The 18601-nt window shown below is 68.3% G+C and carries 20 protein-coding genes; 2 read left to right on the top strand and 18 right to left on the bottom strand.

Translation table 11 applies throughout. From position 1 onward, the window contains the following. Positions 1–122: 122 nt before the first annotated feature. From tatC to ACIRR9_RS36370, 10 genes are all read right to left on the bottom strand, one after another. A complete protein-coding gene (gene tatC, locus ACIRR9_RS36415; protein ID WP_403760954.1) occupies positions 123–1064 on the bottom strand; it encodes a twin-arginine translocase subunit TatC in 942 nt (313 codons plus the stop codon). A gap of 48 nt (positions 1065–1112) precedes the next feature. Next, complete coding sequence (gene tatA, locus ACIRR9_RS36410; protein WP_316774611.1) at positions 1113–1397, bottom strand: Sec-independent protein translocase subunit TatA; 285 nt, start codon at positions 1395–1397, stop codon at positions 1113–1115. A 252-nt stretch (positions 1398–1649) separates the two neighbouring features. Continuing rightward, the gene (locus tag ACIRR9_RS36405; RefSeq protein ID WP_403760951.1) at positions 1650–1844 is read right to left on the bottom strand and encodes a hypothetical protein; all 195 of its coding nucleotides are present in this window, start codon (positions 1842–1844) and stop codon (positions 1650–1652) included. 10 nt (positions 1845–1854) lie between these two features. After that, on the bottom strand, positions 1855–2157 hold the full coding sequence (locus ACIRR9_RS36400) for a hypothetical protein (RefSeq protein ID WP_365346383.1): 303 nt from the start codon (positions 2155–2157) through the stop codon (positions 1855–1857). After that, on the bottom strand, positions 2154–3161 hold the full coding sequence (locus ACIRR9_RS36395) for a helix-turn-helix transcriptional regulator (RefSeq protein ID WP_403760948.1): 1008 nt from the start codon (positions 3159–3161) through the stop codon (positions 2154–2156). Before ACIRR9_RS36395 ends, ACIRR9_RS36400 begins: the two co-directional genes overlap by 4 nt. A 19-nt stretch (positions 3162–3180) precedes the next feature. Beyond that, complete coding sequence (locus ACIRR9_RS36390; protein ID WP_403760946.1) at positions 3181–4134, bottom strand: helix-turn-helix transcriptional regulator; 954 nt, start codon at positions 4132–4134, stop codon at positions 3181–3183. Between the two features lie 205 nt (positions 4135–4339). Further along, positions 4340–4711: an FKBP-type peptidyl-prolyl cis-trans isomerase gene (locus ACIRR9_RS36385; protein WP_365346388.1), complete on the bottom strand. Its 372-nt coding sequence runs from the start codon at positions 4709–4711 to the stop codon at positions 4340–4342. Between the two features lie 75 nt (positions 4712–4786). Next, positions 4787–5788, bottom strand: a complete 1002-nt coding sequence (locus ACIRR9_RS36380; protein ID WP_403760943.1) for an FKBP-type peptidyl-prolyl cis-trans isomerase — start codon at positions 5786–5788, stop codon at positions 4787–4789. Between the two features lie 115 nt (positions 5789–5903). Beyond that, on the bottom strand, positions 5904–7265 hold the full coding sequence (gene pafA / locus ACIRR9_RS36375) for a Pup--protein ligase (RefSeq protein WP_161064781.1): 1362 nt from the start codon (positions 7263–7265) through the stop codon (positions 5904–5906). A 9-nt stretch (positions 7266–7274) separates the two neighbouring features. Beyond that, entirely contained in the window at positions 7275–8534 is a 1260-nt protein-coding gene (locus ACIRR9_RS36370; protein ID WP_403760939.1) for an MFS transporter, read from the bottom strand. A gap of 89 nt (positions 8535–8623) precedes the next feature. Between ACIRR9_RS36370 and ACIRR9_RS36365 the strand changes: the two genes are divergently transcribed. Next, a complete protein-coding gene (locus tag ACIRR9_RS36365) occupies positions 8624–9640 on the top strand; it encodes a LacI family DNA-binding transcriptional regulator (RefSeq protein WP_403760937.1) in 1017 nt (338 codons plus the stop codon). 75 nt (positions 9641–9715) lie between these two features. On the opposite strand, the gene prcA is transcribed toward ACIRR9_RS36365, so the two are convergent. From prcA to arc, 6 genes are all read right to left on the bottom strand, one after another. Continuing rightward, positions 9716–10477, bottom strand: a complete 762-nt coding sequence (gene prcA, locus ACIRR9_RS36360; RefSeq protein ID WP_384564354.1) for a proteasome subunit alpha — start codon at positions 10475–10477, stop codon at positions 9716–9718. Between the two features lie 71 nt (positions 10478–10548). After that, complete coding sequence (gene prcB, locus ACIRR9_RS36355; RefSeq protein WP_384564357.1) at positions 10549–11394, bottom strand: proteasome subunit beta; 846 nt, start codon at positions 11392–11394, stop codon at positions 10549–10551. Further along, a complete protein-coding gene (locus ACIRR9_RS36350; protein WP_403760933.1) occupies positions 11346–11789 on the bottom strand; it encodes an endonuclease VII domain-containing protein in 444 nt (147 codons plus the stop codon). Before ACIRR9_RS36350 ends, prcB begins: the two co-directional genes overlap by 49 nt. A gap of 211 nt (positions 11790–12000) precedes the next feature. Continuing rightward, a complete protein-coding gene (locus ACIRR9_RS36345; RefSeq protein WP_123982212.1) occupies positions 12001–12219 on the bottom strand; it encodes a ubiquitin-like protein Pup in 219 nt (72 codons plus the stop codon). 189 nt (positions 12220–12408) lie between these two features. After that, the gene (dop, locus tag ACIRR9_RS36340; RefSeq protein WP_403760930.1) at positions 12409–13920 is read right to left on the bottom strand and encodes a depupylase/deamidase Dop; all 1512 of its coding nucleotides are present in this window, start codon (positions 13918–13920) and stop codon (positions 12409–12411) included. 245 nt (positions 13921–14165) lie between these two features. Beyond that, a complete protein-coding gene (arc, locus tag ACIRR9_RS36335) occupies positions 14166–15932 on the bottom strand; it encodes a proteasome ATPase (protein WP_365346405.1) in 1767 nt (588 codons plus the stop codon). 525 nt (positions 15933–16457) lie between these two features. On the opposite strand from arc, the gene ACIRR9_RS36330 reads away from it, so the two are divergent. Then, a complete protein-coding gene (locus ACIRR9_RS36330; protein WP_403760926.1) occupies positions 16458–16763 on the top strand; it encodes a ferredoxin in 306 nt (101 codons plus the stop codon). Between the two features lie 44 nt (positions 16764–16807). Here the strand turns inward: ACIRR9_RS36330 and ACIRR9_RS36325 are convergent, their stop codons facing one another. Both ACIRR9_RS36325 and ACIRR9_RS36320 read right to left on the bottom strand, forming a co-directional pair. Continuing rightward, positions 16808–17389, bottom strand: a complete 582-nt coding sequence (locus tag ACIRR9_RS36325) for a hypothetical protein (protein WP_365346409.1) — start codon at positions 17387–17389, stop codon at positions 16808–16810. A gap of 264 nt (positions 17390–17653) precedes the next feature. Continuing rightward, entirely contained in the window at positions 17654–18556 is a 903-nt protein-coding gene (locus ACIRR9_RS36320) for a tRNA (adenine-N1)-methyltransferase (protein ID WP_089103073.1), read from the bottom strand. Positions 18557–18601: the final 45 nt, after the last annotated feature.

The following is an 18601-nucleotide window of genomic DNA, read 5'->3' as shown; positions in this document are numbered from 1 at the left end:
GTATAAAAACACAAAAAACAAAACTGGGCCCCCCCCCGCGCGTCTTCCTTGGGGGGACCCCGCACCCCACGGGGGGGCGGGGGGGGGGGGCGCGGCCCACCTCTTGGTGACGTGGAGTCCGGTCAGGTCACGTCGTCGTAGCCGTTGACCCGGTCAGGACCGGCCTCGGGCAGCGCGCGGCTGGCGGAGACGGTCTCGACCTCGCCGATGTCCTCGGGTGTGAGGTCCAGGTCGGAGGCCTCGTCGTCACCCGGGCCCGCGGCCTCGCGGCGCGCCCGGCGCCGGTCGTTGAGCAGCGAGATGGCCACGGCGAGGAAGTAGAGCGCCCAGATCGGTGACGCCAGTGCCAGCATCGTCATCGGGTCGGGGCTGGGTGTGGCCACGGCCGCGAAGATGGTGATGCCGACGATCATGGCGCGCCACCAGCCCAGCATCCGCCGGCCGGACAGCATTCCGGTGAGGTTCAGCATGACCAGCAGCAACGGCATCTCGAAGGCGAGGCCGAAGACGACGATCATGCGGGTGATCAGGTCCAGCAGATCGTCCAGCGGCAGCAGGTTCTCAGCACCCGAGGGTGTGAGGTCGATCATCACCTTGGCCGTGGTGGGCAGCACGTGGAACGCGAGGTAGCCGCCGCCGAGGAAGAGCGGGAAGCCGAAGCCGACGAACGCGTAGGCGTACTTCTTCTCGGTGCGGTGCAGCCCCGGCGCGACGAACGCCCACAGCTGGTACAGCCAGACCGGCGACGCGAGCACGACGCCGGCCATCAGGGAGACCTTCAGGGCCAGGGTGAACGGTGCGAGCAGGCCACTGACGGTGATGTGAGCGCAGTGAGCGCTCTTGGTGTTGGCCAGCTCCCCGAAGCTCTGGCCACAGCCGATCTCGTCAAGCATCGGCTTGGTGACGACATCGATGATGTCCCTGTAGAAGAAGGCGGCCACGATCGTGACGACGAGGATCGCCAGAACACCCTTCGCAAGCCGGTTGCGCAGCTCACGCAAGTGATCGGCGAGCGGCATCCGCCCCTCGGGATCGCTCTCCTTAACGCGGGCAGACTTGGGCAACCCACATCCTCATCTCATGCAGCGGACCGGATGGCCCCGGTCCTCGCGTCAGCGCTGAGTCGTGTCCGTCGGCTCGTTGACCGGGCGGGAGCTGGTCACGTCGCCGGGCGAGGCCTGGATCGTGCGCTGAGCGGGCGCGGGCTCCTCGGCGGACGACTCGGCGGTGCCGGCGGGCTTGCCGTCCTCCTTCATCGCCTTCGCCTCGCTCTTCAGGATCCGGGCGGACTTGCCGAGCGAGCGCGCCATGTCCGGCAGCTTCTTGGATCCGAACACGAGGAGGATCACCACAACGAGGATCAACAGGTGCCACGGCTCAAGTCCGTTGCGGAACATAAATCTTCACCTTCTCACCGAGGCGACGGGGCCTGTCCGACCGGTCGGACACTCGTCCGAACATCGTGCTGGCAGCGATCGTAACGCGCGGGGGTTAACGTCGAGCAATCCCCATGCGTACTCCTGCGTCGCGGACCGGGCCTCTTTGCCGGGCCGCGATCAGCAGCGTACCTGGCGGGACAGGTGCCGTGACAGGGCGAAGTGACACAAACCGCTTACGGCTCGGTACTCACATCGCTTCCACAGCGGGCGTCACAGTGCGTCGACAGCCCGCGCCGTGCTCGCGGCCGCCCGCTCCAGGTCCTCGGCGGCCCGGTTGATACGCCGTGCCGACTCCGCGACCTGCGCGCCCAGCCGCCGCGCCTCCAGGAAGACCCGCACGGCGAGCACTCCGAGCACGGTGAGACCCACGAAACCCACAGCTACCGCGAACATCGGCCAGAACATGCCGACGAGCCTAGACGGTGGGGTGCAGCCGCAGTGTCCTGACCCCGCCGCCGGTGAGCAGCTCGACGATCCGCTCGCCGGCGGGCTTGCGGACGGCGGCCCCGCAGTCGGGGCAGGTGAAGGAGTAGAACGTCGTCTTGCTGGTGGCTCCGATGGCCAGCCGCAGGGCGCTCGCGGTGAGCTCGAAACTGCCCCGGCAGTCCGGGCAGCCGGCTCTGAACACCACAGGGACCACTCTTCTCATCCCGGCGAATGCGGCCGCTACCGTGATCTCCCCCGCGTCTGCGACACCGGAACCCGAAGACTCGTTCAAATCCCTCGCCCCTGCCTCTCCACGTCGTGGTCGTACGCCGCCAGTGCCTCGCGGGCCGCCCGGCGGGCGCTGTCGGCCAGCTCGGGCGGTGACACGATCCGGCCGTCGCCGCCGAGCCTGAGCGCCAGCCGGCGCAGGGAGGCCGGCTCGGGGGTGCGCAGGGTAATACGCAGCCCGCCGTCGGGAAGCTCATCCGCGCTGTCGTGCGGGTAGTACTCGGCGACCCAGCGGCCGGCCGGGCCGACCTCGACGACCACCTCGGGGTCCTCGGCGGCCGGCTGCACCAGCGCCTCGGACAGGTCGCGCAGCTCGATCTCCGGGGGCGCGGACGGCTCGTCCAGGATCCTGATCTCCGCCACCCGGTCGAGCCGGAAGGTCCGCCGGGCCTCGGAGCGCCTGCACCAGGCCTCCACATAGGTGTGCCCGACGCTGACCAGGCGGATGGGGTCGATCTCGCGCTCGGTGACCTCGTCCCGGGCCGGCGAGTAGTAGCGGATCCACAGCCGGCGGCGCTCGGCGATCGCCCGGTCGACGTCGGCGAAGACGCCGCCCTCGGCCTCGAAGGTCACCGAAAGGCGGGCGCTGGCGTCGCCCGCCTCGCCGGCCGCGGTCTCCACCTTGGCGGTGGCCCGCAGCAGCGCCTGCCGGTCGCCCTCGCGCAGTCCGGGCAGGGTGGCCACCGCACGGGCGGCGACCAGGAGCGCGGTCGCCTCGTCGGCGGCCAGCCTGAGCGGTTCCGCGGCCTCCTCGCCGAGCGCGGCCGCGTTGTGCCACCAGATCCGCTCGCCGTCGGTGTCGATGTCCAGCAGATCGCCGCCCCGGAAGCTGGTGCCGCACATGGGCAGCACGTCCAGGTCGGAGACCAGCTCGTCCTCGGTGATCCCGAAGGCACGGGCGACGTCCGCGATCCGGGCGCCGGGCCGCTCGCGCAGATACGTCACCAGGGAGAGCATCCGCCGGGTCTGGTCGATGGCGTTCACGGGCCTGACCGGTTTGCCTGCCACTGTCTTGCTCCGCTCCCCCTCAGCCCTTGGCCACGGCACGCAGCCGGTCCACCACGTCCGCACGCAGCTCGGCCGGCTCCAGGACCAGCACGTCCGGCCCGAACTCCACCAGCCAGGCATCCAGCCCGTGCCCGTACGGAATCTCCAACTCGTCCCAGCCGTCACCGAGTTCCCGCACCGCCGTGGCCTTCGCCCGAAGGGGGTAGCCGGACCCGGAACGCAGCCGGATCAGCGCGGAGCGGTCGGCGATCTCCCCGGCCCAGCTCGCGACGGTCTCGCGGACGGTGACGACGTCCGGGACGGGCGCGGTGAAGCCGGTGCCCCGGGAGCGGACCTTCCCGGTGATCCGGGACAGCCGGAACACCCGCTCGGCGCCCCGGTCGCGGTCCCAGCCCGCCAGGTACCAGTGGCCTCGCCAGCACTCGAGGGCCCACGGCTCGACATGCCGGGGCTCGGGGTGGGCGGCGGTGGCCTTGCGGTAGTCGAAGAGGACCGGGCGGCGGTCGCGGCAGGCCAGCATCAGCGGCTCGAACGCGGCCTCGTGCACGGGGATCCGCGGTTCCAGGGCGCCATGGGCCTCGTACGGGTCGACATCCTCGGGAAGCCCGGCGGCCCGCAGTTTCTGCAGCGCACCGCTGGCGGCACCCGCGAGGCGGGCCTGCTGCCAGACCTTGGCGGCCAGCCCGAGGGCGGCGGCCTCCTCGGCGTCCAGGGTGATCGGCGGCAGCCGGTTGCTGTCGCGGCGCGCGAGATAGCCGACCTCGCCGTCCAGGTTCTCGACGGTCTCGATCACCAGTCCGAGCTCGCGCAGATCGTCCTTGTCCCGCTCGAACATCCGGTTGAAGGAGTCGTCGCTGCCCGCTTCGAGGTAGGCCTCAATGGATTCCCGCAGCTCACGCTTGCTGAGCGGCCGTCGCGTCCCCAGCAGACACAGCGCCAGGTTCATCAGCCGCTCGGCCTTGGCAATGGCCATCGACGCCCTTCGCCTTCCCTATGGTGCTCCTGACCGATGACCGTACCGCTCCGGAGTGTCACGGCAAAAGCCAGTCCGAACAACGAGGACCGAAGCGGGCAGGACATGACAAACAACGAGGGCCCGTGCGCACGGCACGAGCCCTCGGCCGGCCGGTGTCCGACCGGGAACGGCCGGCACCCGACGGCGCCGGCCGCAACGACGATCAGACCCCGAGCAGATCCACGACGAAGATCAGCGTCTCGCCGGGCTGGATCGCCGGCGTCGGGCTCTGGTCGCCGTAGGCGAGGTGGGCCGGAATGGTCAGCTGGCGACGGCCGCCGACCTTCATGCCCTGCACACCCTGGTCCCAGCCCTTGATGACCCGGCCACCGCCCAGCGGGAAACGGAACGGCGCGCCCCGGTTCCAGCTGGCGTCGAACTCCTCGCCGGTGCTGAACGAGACACCCACGTAGTGCACGGTGACGGTCTGGCCCGCCTGGGCCACCTCGCCCTCGCCCTCCCAGATGTCCTTGATCTCCAGATCCGCCGGGGGCTCGCCCTCCGGGAAGTCGATCTCGGGCTTGTCGATGCTCACGTCTCTAGCTCCTGCTTGTGTACGACACGGAACCCGGACATTCTTTCATCCCCACCCCGGTCACGCCCGCCCCGGCTACATCGCCGCCAGGATGTCCACCGAGAACACCAGCGTGGACCCCTTCTTCACCACACCACCGCTCGGCGGGTTGTTCCCATAGGCCAGCTCCGGCGGCACCACGACCAGCACCCTGCTGCCCACCTTCTTGCCGGTGAGCCCCTGCGACAGCCCCTTGAGGACCTGCTCCATCTGCGTGATCGAGAACTGGGCCAGCCGCCCGCTCTCATACGTCTGCTCGAAGGCCTTGCCGCTGTCCCAGACCTCACCCTTGAACTGGCACAGGATCGTCTGCGACGACTTCACCTCCGCGCCGTCACCCTCCAGCACATAGTTCGACACCAGCTTCTTCGGCGGGTCGACCTTCGGAATGTCGATCGACGGAGCCTTGCCGTCGGTGTTCGTCCCCACCTTCGGCAGCGCGGAGTCGCTCTGCGCGACCTCCTTGCCCGTGCTGGAACTCTTCGAGTTGAACGAGTTCAGCACATCCACCACGAACACCAGCGTGTCCGTGCCCTTGATCCCCGCCTGCGCATTGCCCGAACTGCCGTACCCCCAGGTCGGCGGCACGGCCATCAGCACCCGGCTGCCGGCCTTCTTCCCGGCCAGCCCGTACCGCCAGCCGTCGATGATGCTGCCCGCGGCAAGCTGCATGAGCAGCGGCTCACGGTCGTACGACTGGTCGAAGACCTTCCCCGTGGACCAGATCTGCCCCAGGTAGTTGGCCTGGACGAAGTCGTTCTCCGCGACCGTCTTGCCGCTGCCCGCGATCACCGTCTTGACCGCCAGGTTCTTCGACGGATCCCCGCTGCCCTTCGCGACCGTCGGCTTCTCGTCGAACTTCGTCCCCGCCGTGATCGCCGGCAACGGCCCGTCCACGATCTTCGGCGGCGGCACCGAGGAAGCCGACGCCTGCGGCGACGCGCTGGCCTTGCTGGAAGAGGACGAGTTGTCACCACACCCGGCGACCGTGACCAGTCCTACGGGAACAGCGGCAAGGAGAAGAGAGCGTCGGCGCACGGAAGAGCCTCGTAATCGGTCGATCTTGCGGATGGCGTGCGCGCAACTCTACGACGTGACACGGGCGCCGTACCGGAAAGTACGGCGCCCGTGTGGCGTTCGCTCACATACCGGCTCACATACCGGCGATCAGCTTCTCCACCCGATCGTCGACCGAACGGAACGGGTCCTTGCACAACACGGTGCGCTGCGCCTGGTCGTTCAGCTTCAGATGCACCCAGTCGACCGTGAAGTCCCGCCGCTGCTCCTGGGCCCGCCGGATGAAGTCACCGCGCAACCGCGCCCGAGTCGTCTGCGGTGGCACCGACTTGCCCTCGAAGATCTTCAAGTCATTGCAGATCCTCGCGGCTTGCCCCTTCTTCTCCAGCAGGTAATACAGACCACGACGACGGTGAATGTCGTGATAGGCGAGGTCTATCTGCGCCACCCGCGGATGAGACATGGTCATGTTGTGCTTGGCCCGGTACCGCTCGATGAGCTTGTACTTCATCACCCAGTCGATCTCGGTGCCGATCCGGTCCAGGTCCTCCGCCTCGATCGCGTCCAGCGTCCGGCCCCACAACTCCAGGACCTGCTCGACCGTGCCGGTGCGGATACCGCGACGCTCGCAGAAGTCCACGGCCTTCTCGAAGTACTCCCGCTGCACCTCCAGCGCCGAAGCCTCCCGGCCACTGGCCAGACGCACCTTGCGCCGGCCCGTGATGTCATGGCTGACCTCGCGGATCGCCCGGATCGGGTTCTCCAGGGTCAGATCCCGCATCACCGTGCCCGCCTCGATCATGCGCAGCACCAGGTCGGTGGCACCGACCTTCAGCAGCATCGTCGTCTCGGACATGTTCGAGTCGCCCACGATGACATGCAGCCGGCGGTACCGCTCGGCGTCCGCGTGCGGCTCGTCCCGGGTGTTGATGATCGGCCGGGAACGCGTCGTCGCCGACGACACGCCCTCCCAGATGTGCTCCGCCCGCTGGCTCACGCAGTACACCGCACCCCGCGGCGTCTGCAGCACCTTTCCGGCACCGCACAGCAACTGCCGGGTCACCAGGAACGGAATGAGGATGTCGGCGAGCCGGGAGAACTCCCCGTGCCGCGCCACCAGATAGTTCTCGTGGCAACCATAGGAGTTGCCCGCCGAGTCCGTGTTGTTCTTGAAAAGGTAGACGTCGCCCGCGATTCCTTCCTCATGCAGGCGTCGTTCGGCGTCCACCAACAGCCCTTCGAGAATGCGCTCGCCGGCCTTGTCGTGAGTGACCAGTTCGATCACATTGTCACATTCGGGTGTCGCGTATTCCGGATGTGAGCCCACGTCGAGATACAGCCGGGCGCCGTTCCGCAGAAAGACATTGCTGCTACGGCCCCATGACACGACACGGCGGAAGAGGTACCGCGCCACCTCGTCAGGCGACAGGCGGCGCTGTCCCCTGAACGTGCACGTGACGCCGTACTCGTTCTCCAGCCCGAAAATGCGGCGGTCCATGACTGAACATTACGCCCGATCCCCTGAGCTGAAACGGGGTTCGGCAGCACGATTTGGATCATTTTCCGAACCGGCCGCAACCACCGCACCCCCACCGGGAGCTGCGAGGACCCGCCCCGTGACCACCAGGACCAGCAACGACACACCCCCCGCCGCCCCCGGCACCGCGAACCCCCACAGCGCCCCGCCCGCCTCGACCACCGGCCCCGCAAGGCCCGTTCCCACCGACACCCCGACCGTGATGGTCGTCACAAACCAGGAGAACGCCTCGGTCACCGTCCCCGCCGGCGCATGCCGGTCCACCAGCACGAACGCACATGCGATGGCAGGAGCGAGGAACACACCGGCGAGGACCGTGAGCAACACCATGGCCACCGCACCGGGCATCACCATCAGCGGCAGATAACACACCGCCAGAAGCGCCACCAGCACCCGCAGTCGCCGCGCCGGCTCCCCCGGCCACTGCCGCGCACCGTAGACGGTGCCCCCCAGCAGCGCACCCAGCCCCAGCGCGGCCATCAGCCAGCCGTACACCCCGTCACCACCATGGCCGTCCGCGTACGGCACCGACGCCACCGTGATCGAACCCAGCGCGATCCCGACGAAGAGGAACGCGGCCAGCAACGCCAACAGCCCCGACGAGCGAAGAGCACCGAGCCAGTGCGCCTCACGCGGCGCCGAACGCCACGCGCGCGACGGCGGCGAGACGACGACGGAGAGCGCCCCGAACACCCCCACCACGTTCACGACCAGCACCGCCACCTGCGCCGACCACAGCGACACGCACAACGTCACCAGCAACGGCCCCACGGCGTACATGGCTTCCTGCGCCACCGCGTCCATCGCATACGCCGTGTACACCCGGTCCTCCCCGCCGAGCACATCCGGCCACAGGGCACGCAGACCGCCCTCCAGAGGAGGCGTGAACAACCCGGCGGCCGCCACGCACACATAGGCGACCGGCAGCGGATCGGTACCGGCGAACGCGAACCCGGCCATGGCGAGCGCCGACGCCAGCGCCGCAGGCAACTGGACACGCGGCTGACCGTGCAGATCCACCAGCCGGCCGAGCACCGGCTGACCGACCGCATTGGCCACGCCGTACGCCGCCGCGAGCGCCCCCGCCAGGCTGTAGGTACCACCCTCCGTACGCACGAACAGCACGATCGCGATGGCGGCCGTGGCATTGGGCAACCGCCCCACCAGAGTGCCCGCCAGCAACCGGGCCGCGTGCCTCGCCCTGAGGATCTCCAGATACCCCGCGGCCATGACCCGCCTCCAAGTGTTACGTATAACGTCGCCTCCCATACGTACCATGTGCGCTGTTCACACGTCCACACGAACGGAGCACACCCCCGGTGGCACGCAGCAACACGCGCCCCACGAGCCGCGACGTAGCCCAGGCCGCCGGCGTCTCCCAGGCAGCCGTGTCACTCGTCCTCGGCGACAAATGGCGCGGCCGCGTCTCCGAAACCACCGCCGAACGCGTCCGCGAAGCCGCCCGCACCCTCGGCTACCGCCCCAACCTCGCCGCCCGCAACCTCCGCCTCGGCCACACCCGGACCGTCCTCCTGGTCGTCCCCGCCCTCACCACCGAGTTCTTCGCGGGCGTCTACACCGGCGCCGCCCGCGTCGCCTCCGAACACGGCTTCGGGGTCGTCCTCTACCCCTCCCCCGAAGGCATCGGCCCCGCCCCCGACCCCTTCGCCTCCGCCCAGGCCGCCCTCGACGGCGTCATCGCCTCCTCCATGGCCGCCGACGCCCTCACCACCATCCGCGGCGACCAACTCCCCCTCGTCATGCTCGACAGCGACCCCGAAGGCAGCCACGGCGCCGCCACCGTCAACCTGGACATCGCCGACGGCGTACGCCAGGTCGCCGAACACCTGCTGAACCTCGGCCACCGGCACTTCCTGCACCTGGCCGCCGACGTCGCCTCATGGACCTTCGAAGTACGCGCCCGAGAACTGGCCGCACACACCACAGGCATCCCCGACGCCACGGTCCGCACCGTCCACGCCCCCATCTCCATCGAAGGCGCCCTCGCAGCCACCGAAGCCGCCCTCACCACCCCCGGCCCCCGCCCCACCGCCCTCGTCTGCGACGACGACAAACTCGCCGCCGGCGCCTACAAAGCCCTCCGCCGCCTCGGCCTCCGCATCCCCGACGACATCTCCGTCACCGGCCTCGACGACCTCGCCCTCGCCACCGCCATCGACCCCGAACTCACCACCGTACGACTCGACGCCGAACTCTTCGGCGAACACGGCATGCGAGCCCTCCTGGCCGTCCTGGAAGGCCGGGAACCGGAAGCCGGGGACATCCCCGTCGAACTCGTCGTACGAGGCTCCACAGCACCCCCGCCGCGCCCCTGACACCACGGAAAACACCCGCGCCCCGCCCGGAAACTCCCGGACGGGGCGCGCTGAGCGGGTGAGACAAGAACAGGACTACTCGACGTCCCCGCCGGACTCCTCCACATCGGCCTCCGCCTCGGCCGCCGTCGCCGCACCGTCGGCCTCCAGCAACCGGCCCAGCTGCGGACCCACAATGCGCTTGAACTTCCGCTGCTGCGGACGCGTACGGTCCAGCACCGCGACCTCGAGCCGCTCCGCCGGAATCTCCCGCTGAGTCCCGTTCGGCTCCCGCGACAGAGCCGTCACAGCCAGCTTCAGAGCCTCGGCAAGAGTCATCCCCTCCCGATGCTCACGGTCCAGATACGTACTGATCTGCTCCGCATTGCCACCCACCGCGACCGAACCGTGCTCATCCACGATCGAACCGTCGTGCGGCAACCGATAGATCTGATCACCCTCGGGAGTCTCCCCCACCTCGGCGACAACCAGCTCCACCTCGTACGGCTTCTCCGCCGCACTCGAGAAAATCGTGCCCAGCGTCTGCGCATACACGTTGGCAAGACCACGCGCGGTCACATCATCACGGTCATAGGTGTAACCACGCAGATCCGCGTACCGCACACCACCGATCCGCAGATTCTCGTACTCGTTGTACTTGCCGGCGGCCGCGAAACCGATCCGGTCATAGATCTCGCTGAACTTGTGCAATGCACGGGACGGGTTCTCACCGACGAACACAATGCCGTCGGCGAACTGAAGCACAACCAGGCTGCGGCCACGCGCGATGCCCTTACGGGCGTACTCGGCACGGTCCGCCATCGCCTGCTGAGGTGAGACATAGAACGGCGTCGACACCGGTATCCGTCCCCTTCCTTAGGGTTCCGTCGAAGTCACTGGGACCACCTTCACAAGAAACGCCGGGCGCCTCAGAGCAGCGCCGCGCGCGGACCGTCCGGCTGCTCCAGACGGCGCGCCAGCACCGCACGGGCGAGCTCGGCGGACTCGTCGTCGGTGAGCCGACGGAACCCGTCCTCGGTGATCACGGTGATGATCGGGTAGATCCGGCGGGCGACATCGGGACCACCGGTCGCCGAGTCGTCGTCGGCCGCGTCGTACAGAGCCTGCACCACCAAAGTGGTCGCCTGCTCCTCGGACAGGTCGTCACGGAACAGCTTCTTCATCGCACCCCGCGCGAAGATCGAGCCCGAACCCGTCGCGGAGAAGTTGTGCTCCTCGGAACGGCCACCCGTGACGTCGTACGAGAAGATCCGCCCCTTGGCCCGGTCCACGTCGAACCCGGCGAACAACGGCACGACCGCCAGCCCCTGCATGGCCATACCGAGGTTGGAGCGGATCATCGTCGACAGCCGGTTCGCCTTGCCCTCCAACGACAGCTGAGCACCCTCGACCTTCTCGAAGTGCTCCAGCTCCAGCTGGAAGAGCTTCACCATCTCCACGGCGAGACCGGCGGTGCCGGCGATACCGACGGCCGAGTACTCGTCGGTCGGGAACACCTTCTCGATGTCCCGCTGAGCGATCACGTTGCCCATCGTGGCCCGACGGTCACCGGCGAGCACCACGCCCCCGGGGAAGGTCACCGCGACGATCGTCGTCCCGTGCGGCGCCTCGATCACCCCCTGCGTGGGCGGCAACTGCCGCTTGCCGGGCAGCAACTCCGGCTGGTGCTCACCGAGAAAGTCCATGAACGAAGAGGACCCAGGCGTCAGGAAGGCAGCCGGTAGACGCCCGGTGCTACGAGTGTTGGCTTCCACGCGTTTCCTTCCACGTATGCTGCAGCCCGCCTTATGACTTCGGGCTGATCCTTGAACTGCCCCAGCGCAGCATTGCAGCTGAAGCACAGTACGCCACGGACCCTACCCGTCTCATGGCAGTGATCCACATGCACGGCGGGGGCGGATAGACAGATACAGCAGACGCCCTGTTGCGAGGCGATCAGCGCGGCACGCTCGACTTCGGTGAGGCCGTACTTGCGCTTGAAGTAGCTGACCCGGTTTCGCTCCGCGCGGCATGCGCGGCAGTAACTCGCCCAGCCGTCCGACGAAGTCTTGTTGCGCTCCCACTCGGAGTGCGGCTTCACCACTTCGCACTGAGGGCACCGCTTGTGCCCGGCCGGGACATCCACCTTCTCGCGGACGGTCTTCCCCATAGCCTCCCGGCGACGCCGGTAGTGCGCGGCACTGTACTCCGCCACGCACTCCCGGCAGTACACCTGGAGGCCATCGCACCGGTTCTTGTCTCGCGCGAACGCCGCAGGAGGTAGATCTCGCTCGCATTTCCCGCAGCGCTTCGCGTTCGGCTCCTCAGCCACCAGATCCCCCCGAGACCTTCACTTCGAAGGCGATATGACCAAGTCGCCTTTACTCTCCACCTTTTTGCACGAAGGACCGAACGAAATCCTCGGCGTTCTCCTCGAGTACATCGTCAATTTCGTCAAGAACCGAGTCGACGTCGTCGCTCAGCTTCTCGTGCCGTTCCTTGAGGTCTCCCGAAGCCTGCGACTCTGCCGCCTGCTCCTCGACCTCCTCGGTGGAGTGCGTCGCCTTCTGCTGTCCGCCGCCGGTGTCCTTGGTTGCCACAACCCTCACCCCGCTCAGTTCGCCCGACATGGTCGTCAGGTCGGCATTCCTGCCGATCGGTGATGATCAGACCCTACAAGCCGGGTCCGACATCGGCCCCGCAGTTTCTCCAACGTACGGGGGCCACCTCGATGATTCCCGGGCGGCGGGATTTTGACCCCGCCCGCCCGGTGTCGTCCGAGTGCTCGCTCAGCCGCCGGAGAGGACCCTGACCAGGTCTTCTGCGGTGCGACAGCGGTCCAGGAGCTCCTTGACGTGATTTCGCGTTCCGCGTAGCGGTTCCAGGGTTGGGACCCGCTGGAGGGAGTCGCGGCCGGGGAGGTCGAAGATCACCGAGTCCCAGCTGGCCGCGGCAACGTCGTCGGCGTACTGCTCAAGGCAGCGGCCGCGGAAGTAGGCCCGGGTGTCCTCCGGCGGGCTCGTACGGGCCTTGTCGACGTCGGTCTCGTCCAGGAGCCGCTTCATGCGGCCGCGGGCCGCGAGGCGGTTGTAGAGGCCCTTCTCGGCCCTGACGTCGGCGTACTGGAGGTCGAGGAGGTGGAGCTTGGCGGCGTCCCAGTCGAGGCCGTCGCGGCGCCGGTAGCCCTCCATGAGTTCCAGTTTGGCGACCCAGTCGAGTTCTCCGGCGAGGCTCATGGGGTCGTGTTCCAGGCGGTTGAGGGTGTCCTCCCAGCGGGCGAGGACGTCCTTGGTCTGGTCGTCGGCGTCGGCGCCGTAGCGCTCCTCCACGTATTTGCGCGACAGCTCGTAGTACTCCATCTGGAGCTGGACGGCGGTGAGTGTGCGTCCGCTGCGGAGGGTGACGAGGCGCTTGAGCGTGGGGTCGTGGGAGACCTGGTGGAGGGTGCGTACGGGCTGGTCGACGGCGAGGTCCACGGCGATGAAGCCGTCCTCGATCATGGAGAGGACCAGGGCTGTGGTGCCCAGCTTCAGGTAGGTGGAGATCTCGGACAGGTTCGCGTCGCCGATGATCACGTGCAGGCGGCGGTATTTCTCCGCGTCCGCGTGCGGCTCGTCGCGGGTGTTGATGATGGGGCGCTTCAGCGTCGTCTCCAGGCCTACCTCGACCTCGAAGTAGTCGGCTCGCTGGCTGAGCTGGAAGCCGTGTTCGTGGCCGTCCTGGCCGATGCCGACGCGGCCGGCGCCGGTGACGACCTGGCGGGAGACGAAGAAGGGGGTGAGGTGGCGCACGATGTCGGAGAAGGCGGTTTCCCGCTTCATCAGGTAGTTCTCGTGCGTGCCGTAGGAGGCGCCCTTGTTGTCGGTGTTGTTCTTGTAGAGGTGGATGGGCTGGGCGCCGGGGAGTGCGGCGGCGCGTTCGGCGGCCTCGGCCATGATGCGTTCGCCGGCCTTGTCCCAGAGGACGGCGTCGCGGGGGTTGGTGACCTCGGGGGCGCTGTATTCGGGGTGGGCGTGGTCGACGTAGAGGCGCGCGCCGTTGGTGAGGATGACGTTGGCGAGGCCGATGTCCTCGTCGGTGAGCTGGCTGGCGTCGGCGGCCTCCCGGGCGAGGTCGAAGCCCCTGGCGTCCCGTAGCGGGTTCTCCTCCTCGAAGTCCCAGCGGGCGCGTCGGGCCCGGTGCATCGCCGCCGCGTAGGCGTTGACGATCTGGGACGAGGTGAGCATGGCATTGGCGTTGGGGTGGCCGGGGACGGAGATGCCGTACTCCGTCTCGATGCCCATTACTCGCCGTACGGTCATGCGGCCCTCCTTGCCCGGCGGAGCCCTCGGTCGTGGGCTGCGCTCGCGTACCGCTGGCGCTCCGGTGCGTGTGCGGTGCCCGTCCCCGCACTGCGCGACTCGGCGGTAGGAAAGAGCCTAGAACGCCTCTGCGCTGGTGGGGAGATCATTTGCGTCATTGCCTTGCTCGCCCTCGGTTCCGGTTTTGGCCGGAAAAACAGTCGGCTGCGGGTACCCGGTGAGGGCACCCGCAGCCGCCCTGTGTTTTACAGGTACTGTCCGGTGTTCGCCACCGTGTCGATGGAGCGTCCGGTGTCCGCGCCCTGCTTTCCGGTGATGAGGGTACGGATGTACACGATCCGTTCGCCCTTCTTTCCGGAGATTCGGGCCCAGTCGTCGGGGTTGGTGGTGTTGGGGAGGTCCTCGTTCTCCTTGAACTCGTCCACGCAGGCCTGGAGGAGGTGGGAGACGCGGAGACCCTTGGAGTTGTGGTCGAGGAAGTCCTTGATCGCCATTTTCTTGGCGCGTCCGACGATGTTTTCGATCATTGCGCCGGAGTTGAAGTCCTTGAAGTAGAGGACTTCCTTGTCGCCGTTGGCGTAGGTGACTTCCAGGAAGCGGTTTTCCTCGGATTCGGCGTACATGTGTTCCACTGCCGTCTGGATCATGCTTTCGACGGTGGTGGCCTTGCTGCCGCCGTGTTCTCCGAGGTCGTCGGAGTGGAGCGGGAGGCGTTCGGTGAGGTACTTGCCGAAGATGTCCTTGGCTGCCTCGGCGTCGGGACGCTCGATCTTGATCTTCACGTCGAGGCGGCCGGGGCGGAGGATGGCGGGGTCGATCATGTCCTCGCGGTTGGAGGCGCCGATGACGACCACGTTCTGGAGGCCTTCGACACCGTCGATCTCGGCGAGCAGCTGGGGGACGATGGTGTTCTCCACGTCCGAGCTGACGCCGGAGCCGCGGGTCCGGAACAGGGATTCCATCTCGTCGAAGAAGACGATGACGGGGGTGCCCTCGCTGGCCTTCTCCCTTGCACGCTGGAAGACGAGGCGGATCTGCCGCTCGGTCTCGCCGACGTACTTGTTCAGGAGCTCGGGGCCCTTGATGTTGAGGAAGAAGCTCTTGCCGGCGGCCTGGCCGGTGACCTCGGCGACCTTTTTGGCCAGCGAGTTGGCGACGGCCTTGGCGATGAGCGTCTTGCCGCATCCGGGGGGTCCGTAGAGCAGGACGCCCTTGGGCGGGCGCAGTTCGTGCTCCTTGAACAGGTCCGGGTAGAGGTAGGGGAGCTCGACGGCGTCGCGGATGGCCTCGATCTGGCCGCCGAGGCCGCCGATCTGCTCGTAGCCGATGTCGGGTACTTCTTCGAGGACGAGTTCTTCGACCTCGCTCTTGGGCACGATCTCGTAGACGTAGCCGGAGCGGGGTTCGAGGAGCAGGGCGTCGCCGGGGCGGATGGTGACGTCGAGGAGTGGTTCGGCGAGCCGTACCACCCGTTCTTCGTCGGTGTGCCCCAGTACGAGGGCGCGCTCGCCGTCCTCGAGGATCTCCTTGAGGGTGACGATGTCGCCGACGCGCTCGTATTCCATGGCCTCGACCACGTTGAGCGCTTCGTTGAGCATGACTTCCTGGCCGCGCCTGAGGTCGTCCAGGTCAACACTTGGGCTGACGTTCACCCGCAGTTTGCGGCCGCCGGTGAAGATGTCCGCGGTGCCGTCCTCGTTCGCTGTGAGGAAGACTCCGAAGCCGGCGGGCGGCTGTGCGAGTCGGTCGACTTCCTCCTTGAGGGCCACGATCTGGTCGCGGGCCTCGCGGAGGGTGTTCGCGAGTCGTTCGTTCTGGGCGGACACGCCGGCCAGGTTCGTCTGCAGCTCGACGATCCGCTCTTCGAGAATCCTCGTGTGTCGCGGAGAGTCGGCGAGCTTACGTCGCAGGACGGCGATCTCCTGCTCAAGGTAGGCGATCTGCCCGGCCGGGTCGTCGGACCCTCGTCCCGGGCGGATGCCGCGGTTCATGTCGTCGTCGTGGGCTGCCACGGTCCTCACCTCCTCCAAGGGGAGCTGGACGCTTCCAGACCCTACCTGGGTGGGTGTCGATTGAAACCCCTAGATCACAAAGACTGTCAAGGTGTGTCGTCGGTCACCCGTTGCGTTCTTACTCGTGCGGGGTGGATACCCACTCAACGCGATTCAGAAGCGGCGTGTTCCGAGCCTGGCATGGTCAAAACCCGTCGCACCTGACCGGAGTTGTCCGATCCGATACCGGTTCTGGGGTTGTGCCCCGGTGGCGCGTTCCTTACACAGAGCGACCGGCCGGGTTGTGTCCGTGATCGATCCCGTCGGTTTCGGGATGGCCGAAGTCGATCGGTCCGGTGGCCGGGCGCCGTTGTCCCGCGCGGGCGGACGCGCGGTGGTGCGCGGGCGGCCGGGGGCTGGGCGTGGGCGGAGGGGTCGGGTGGGTGCGCTCCGGACGGAGGTAGGGTCGAGGGCGTTCAACACCCGCCGGGGTGGGACCGGGTGACCCCCGGGTCCTGCGGTCCGGCGCTTTCGAGAGCAGGAGAGATGACCGTGCAGCAGGAGGCCCTGGCCGGTGGTGAGGCGCTTGAGGTCTGGATCGACCAGGATCTGTGTACGGGGGACGGAATCTGTGCCCAGTACGCCCCTGAGGTGTTCGAGCTGGACATCGATGGTCTGGCCTATGTGAAGGGCGCGGACGACGAGCTGCTGCTCACGAAGGGGGCGACGGTGCCGGTGCCGTTGCCGCTGCTGACGGATGTGGTGGACTCGGCGCGGGAGTGTCCGGGCGAGTGCATTCATGTGCGCCGGGTCGCGGACCGGGTCGAGGTGTACGGGCCGGACGCGGAGTGACTTTCCGGCCACCCCGCGTGGCCTGTGTGGTGTGGGGGTGGCCGTCAGACGCTGTGGGCGGCCACGGGGGTGGAGCGTACGAACGCGTGGCCGTTCCACTGCCAGCTGGCTTTGGTCTTCACGTCCGGACAGCAACTGGGCACATTGTCCGATGAATAGCCGAGCATGGTGGCGGTGACCGTTCTGTCGGCGACGGCGAAGTCGGTGACCGTGAGCCGGTCCTTGGGCTCGACGAGGGTGGCGACGACGCGGGGCCGGGTGGCTCCGGCGGCCTGGGTGAGGACGTAGACGCCGTCGGGCGGGGTGCCCATGGCGGCGTCGCAGTGGACCACGGCGACCGTTTCCGGTCTGCCGTCGCCGTCGAGGTCGCCGGTGGCTTTCTTGACGACCTTCTCCTTCACCGGCCCGCAGTCGAGGGGGAAGTCCACGCCGGTGATGCTGGGCGGCGCGGCGGCCGCGGCGGCGGGCTTCGTCTCCGTTCCCGCGGTGGGCTGGGCGGCCTTGGCCGAGCCCGGCTGGAGGAAGGACGAGAGGGCCACGACGCCGGCCACCGCGGTGGCGGTGGCGAGCCAGTGCATGGGGCGGGTGTCGGTGTGAGCGAGCTCCGGGACCACGGATTGCTGCACTAGGAGTGTCTCCTGTGAGGCCTGTGCCAGGGGGGATGGCCTGCATCGTGCCACACGTCACAGTGGGAGGGAACGGCGGGGTGGGCTTCCGCTGGGGTGGGGTTCCGCGGGCCCGCTGTCCGGTCGGCGGGTGAGCCTGTCGGGTCAACGCGTGAGCGCCGCGGCCGAGTTCCGGCGGGGTCCGGGGAACTGGGCTGCGGCGCTCGTACGTTGGTCGGTCGGCGGTGCGGGTGCCGCCCCTCGGGCGGGGCCGAGGGGGCAGGCTCAGCGGCCGGCGCCGCCGTCGGCGTTGGGGCCGTCGTAGTCCTCGCCGTAGGCGCCCTTGGCGGGGCGGCGGCGGCGCATGGGCGGTTCGACGCCGTCGGCGAGGCGGCGGGCGGTGAGCAGGAAGCCGGTGTGGCCGATCATCCGGTGGTCGGGGCGGACGGCGAGGCCTTCGACGTGCCAGTTGCGGATCATCGTCTCCCAGGAGGTCGGCTCGTTGAAGCAGCCGATCTCGCGGATGGACTCGACGGTCCGGGCGAGCTGGGTGGTGGTGGCGACGTAGCAGCACAGGATGCCGCCGGGGACGAGTGCCTTGGAGACGGCCTCCAGGCATTCCCAGGGGGCGAGCATGTCGAGGATGACACGGTCGACGTCGGTGTCCGAGAGGTTGTCCTGCAGGTCACCGACGGTGAGCTGCCAGGCCGGGTGGGGGCCGCCGAAGTAGCGTTCCACGTTCTGCTGGGCGATCTCGGCGAAGTCCGCGCGGCGTTCGTAGCTGTGCAGCATGCCCTGGTCGCCGATGGCGCGCAGCAGGAAGCTGCTGAGCGATCCGGAGCCGACGCCGGCTTCGACGACGCGGGCGCCGGGGAAGATGTCGGCGAAGGAGAGGATCTGCCCCGCGTCCTTGGGGTAGACGACGGCTGCCCCGCGGGGCATGGACAGGACGTAGTCGGGGAGCAGGGGGCGCAGCGCGAGGTAGGCGACGTTGCCGGTGGTGCGGACAACGCTGCCCTCGGGAGCGCCGATCAGTTCGTCGTGCGGGAAGGAGCCCTTGTGGGTGTGGAAGTTCTTCCCGGCTTCGAGCGTGAACGTGTAGTGGCGGCCCTTGGGGTCGGTCAGCTGTACCTGGTCCCCGACCTTGAAGGGCCCGCGCCTGCGGGCGGCACCGGTCGGTTCGGACATGTGACCAGCCTACCGGGGTTTGTGGAGGCCTCCGACCATCGGGAA

It is taken from the genome of Streptomyces sp. NPDC101234 (assembly GCF_044767525.1).
Lineage (GTDB): Bacteria > Actinomycetota > Actinomycetes > Streptomycetales > Streptomycetaceae > Streptomyces > Streptomyces sasae.
The sequence above is the reverse complement of the archived record's forward strand: the minus strand, read 5'-3'. Positions and strand labels throughout refer to the sequence as shown.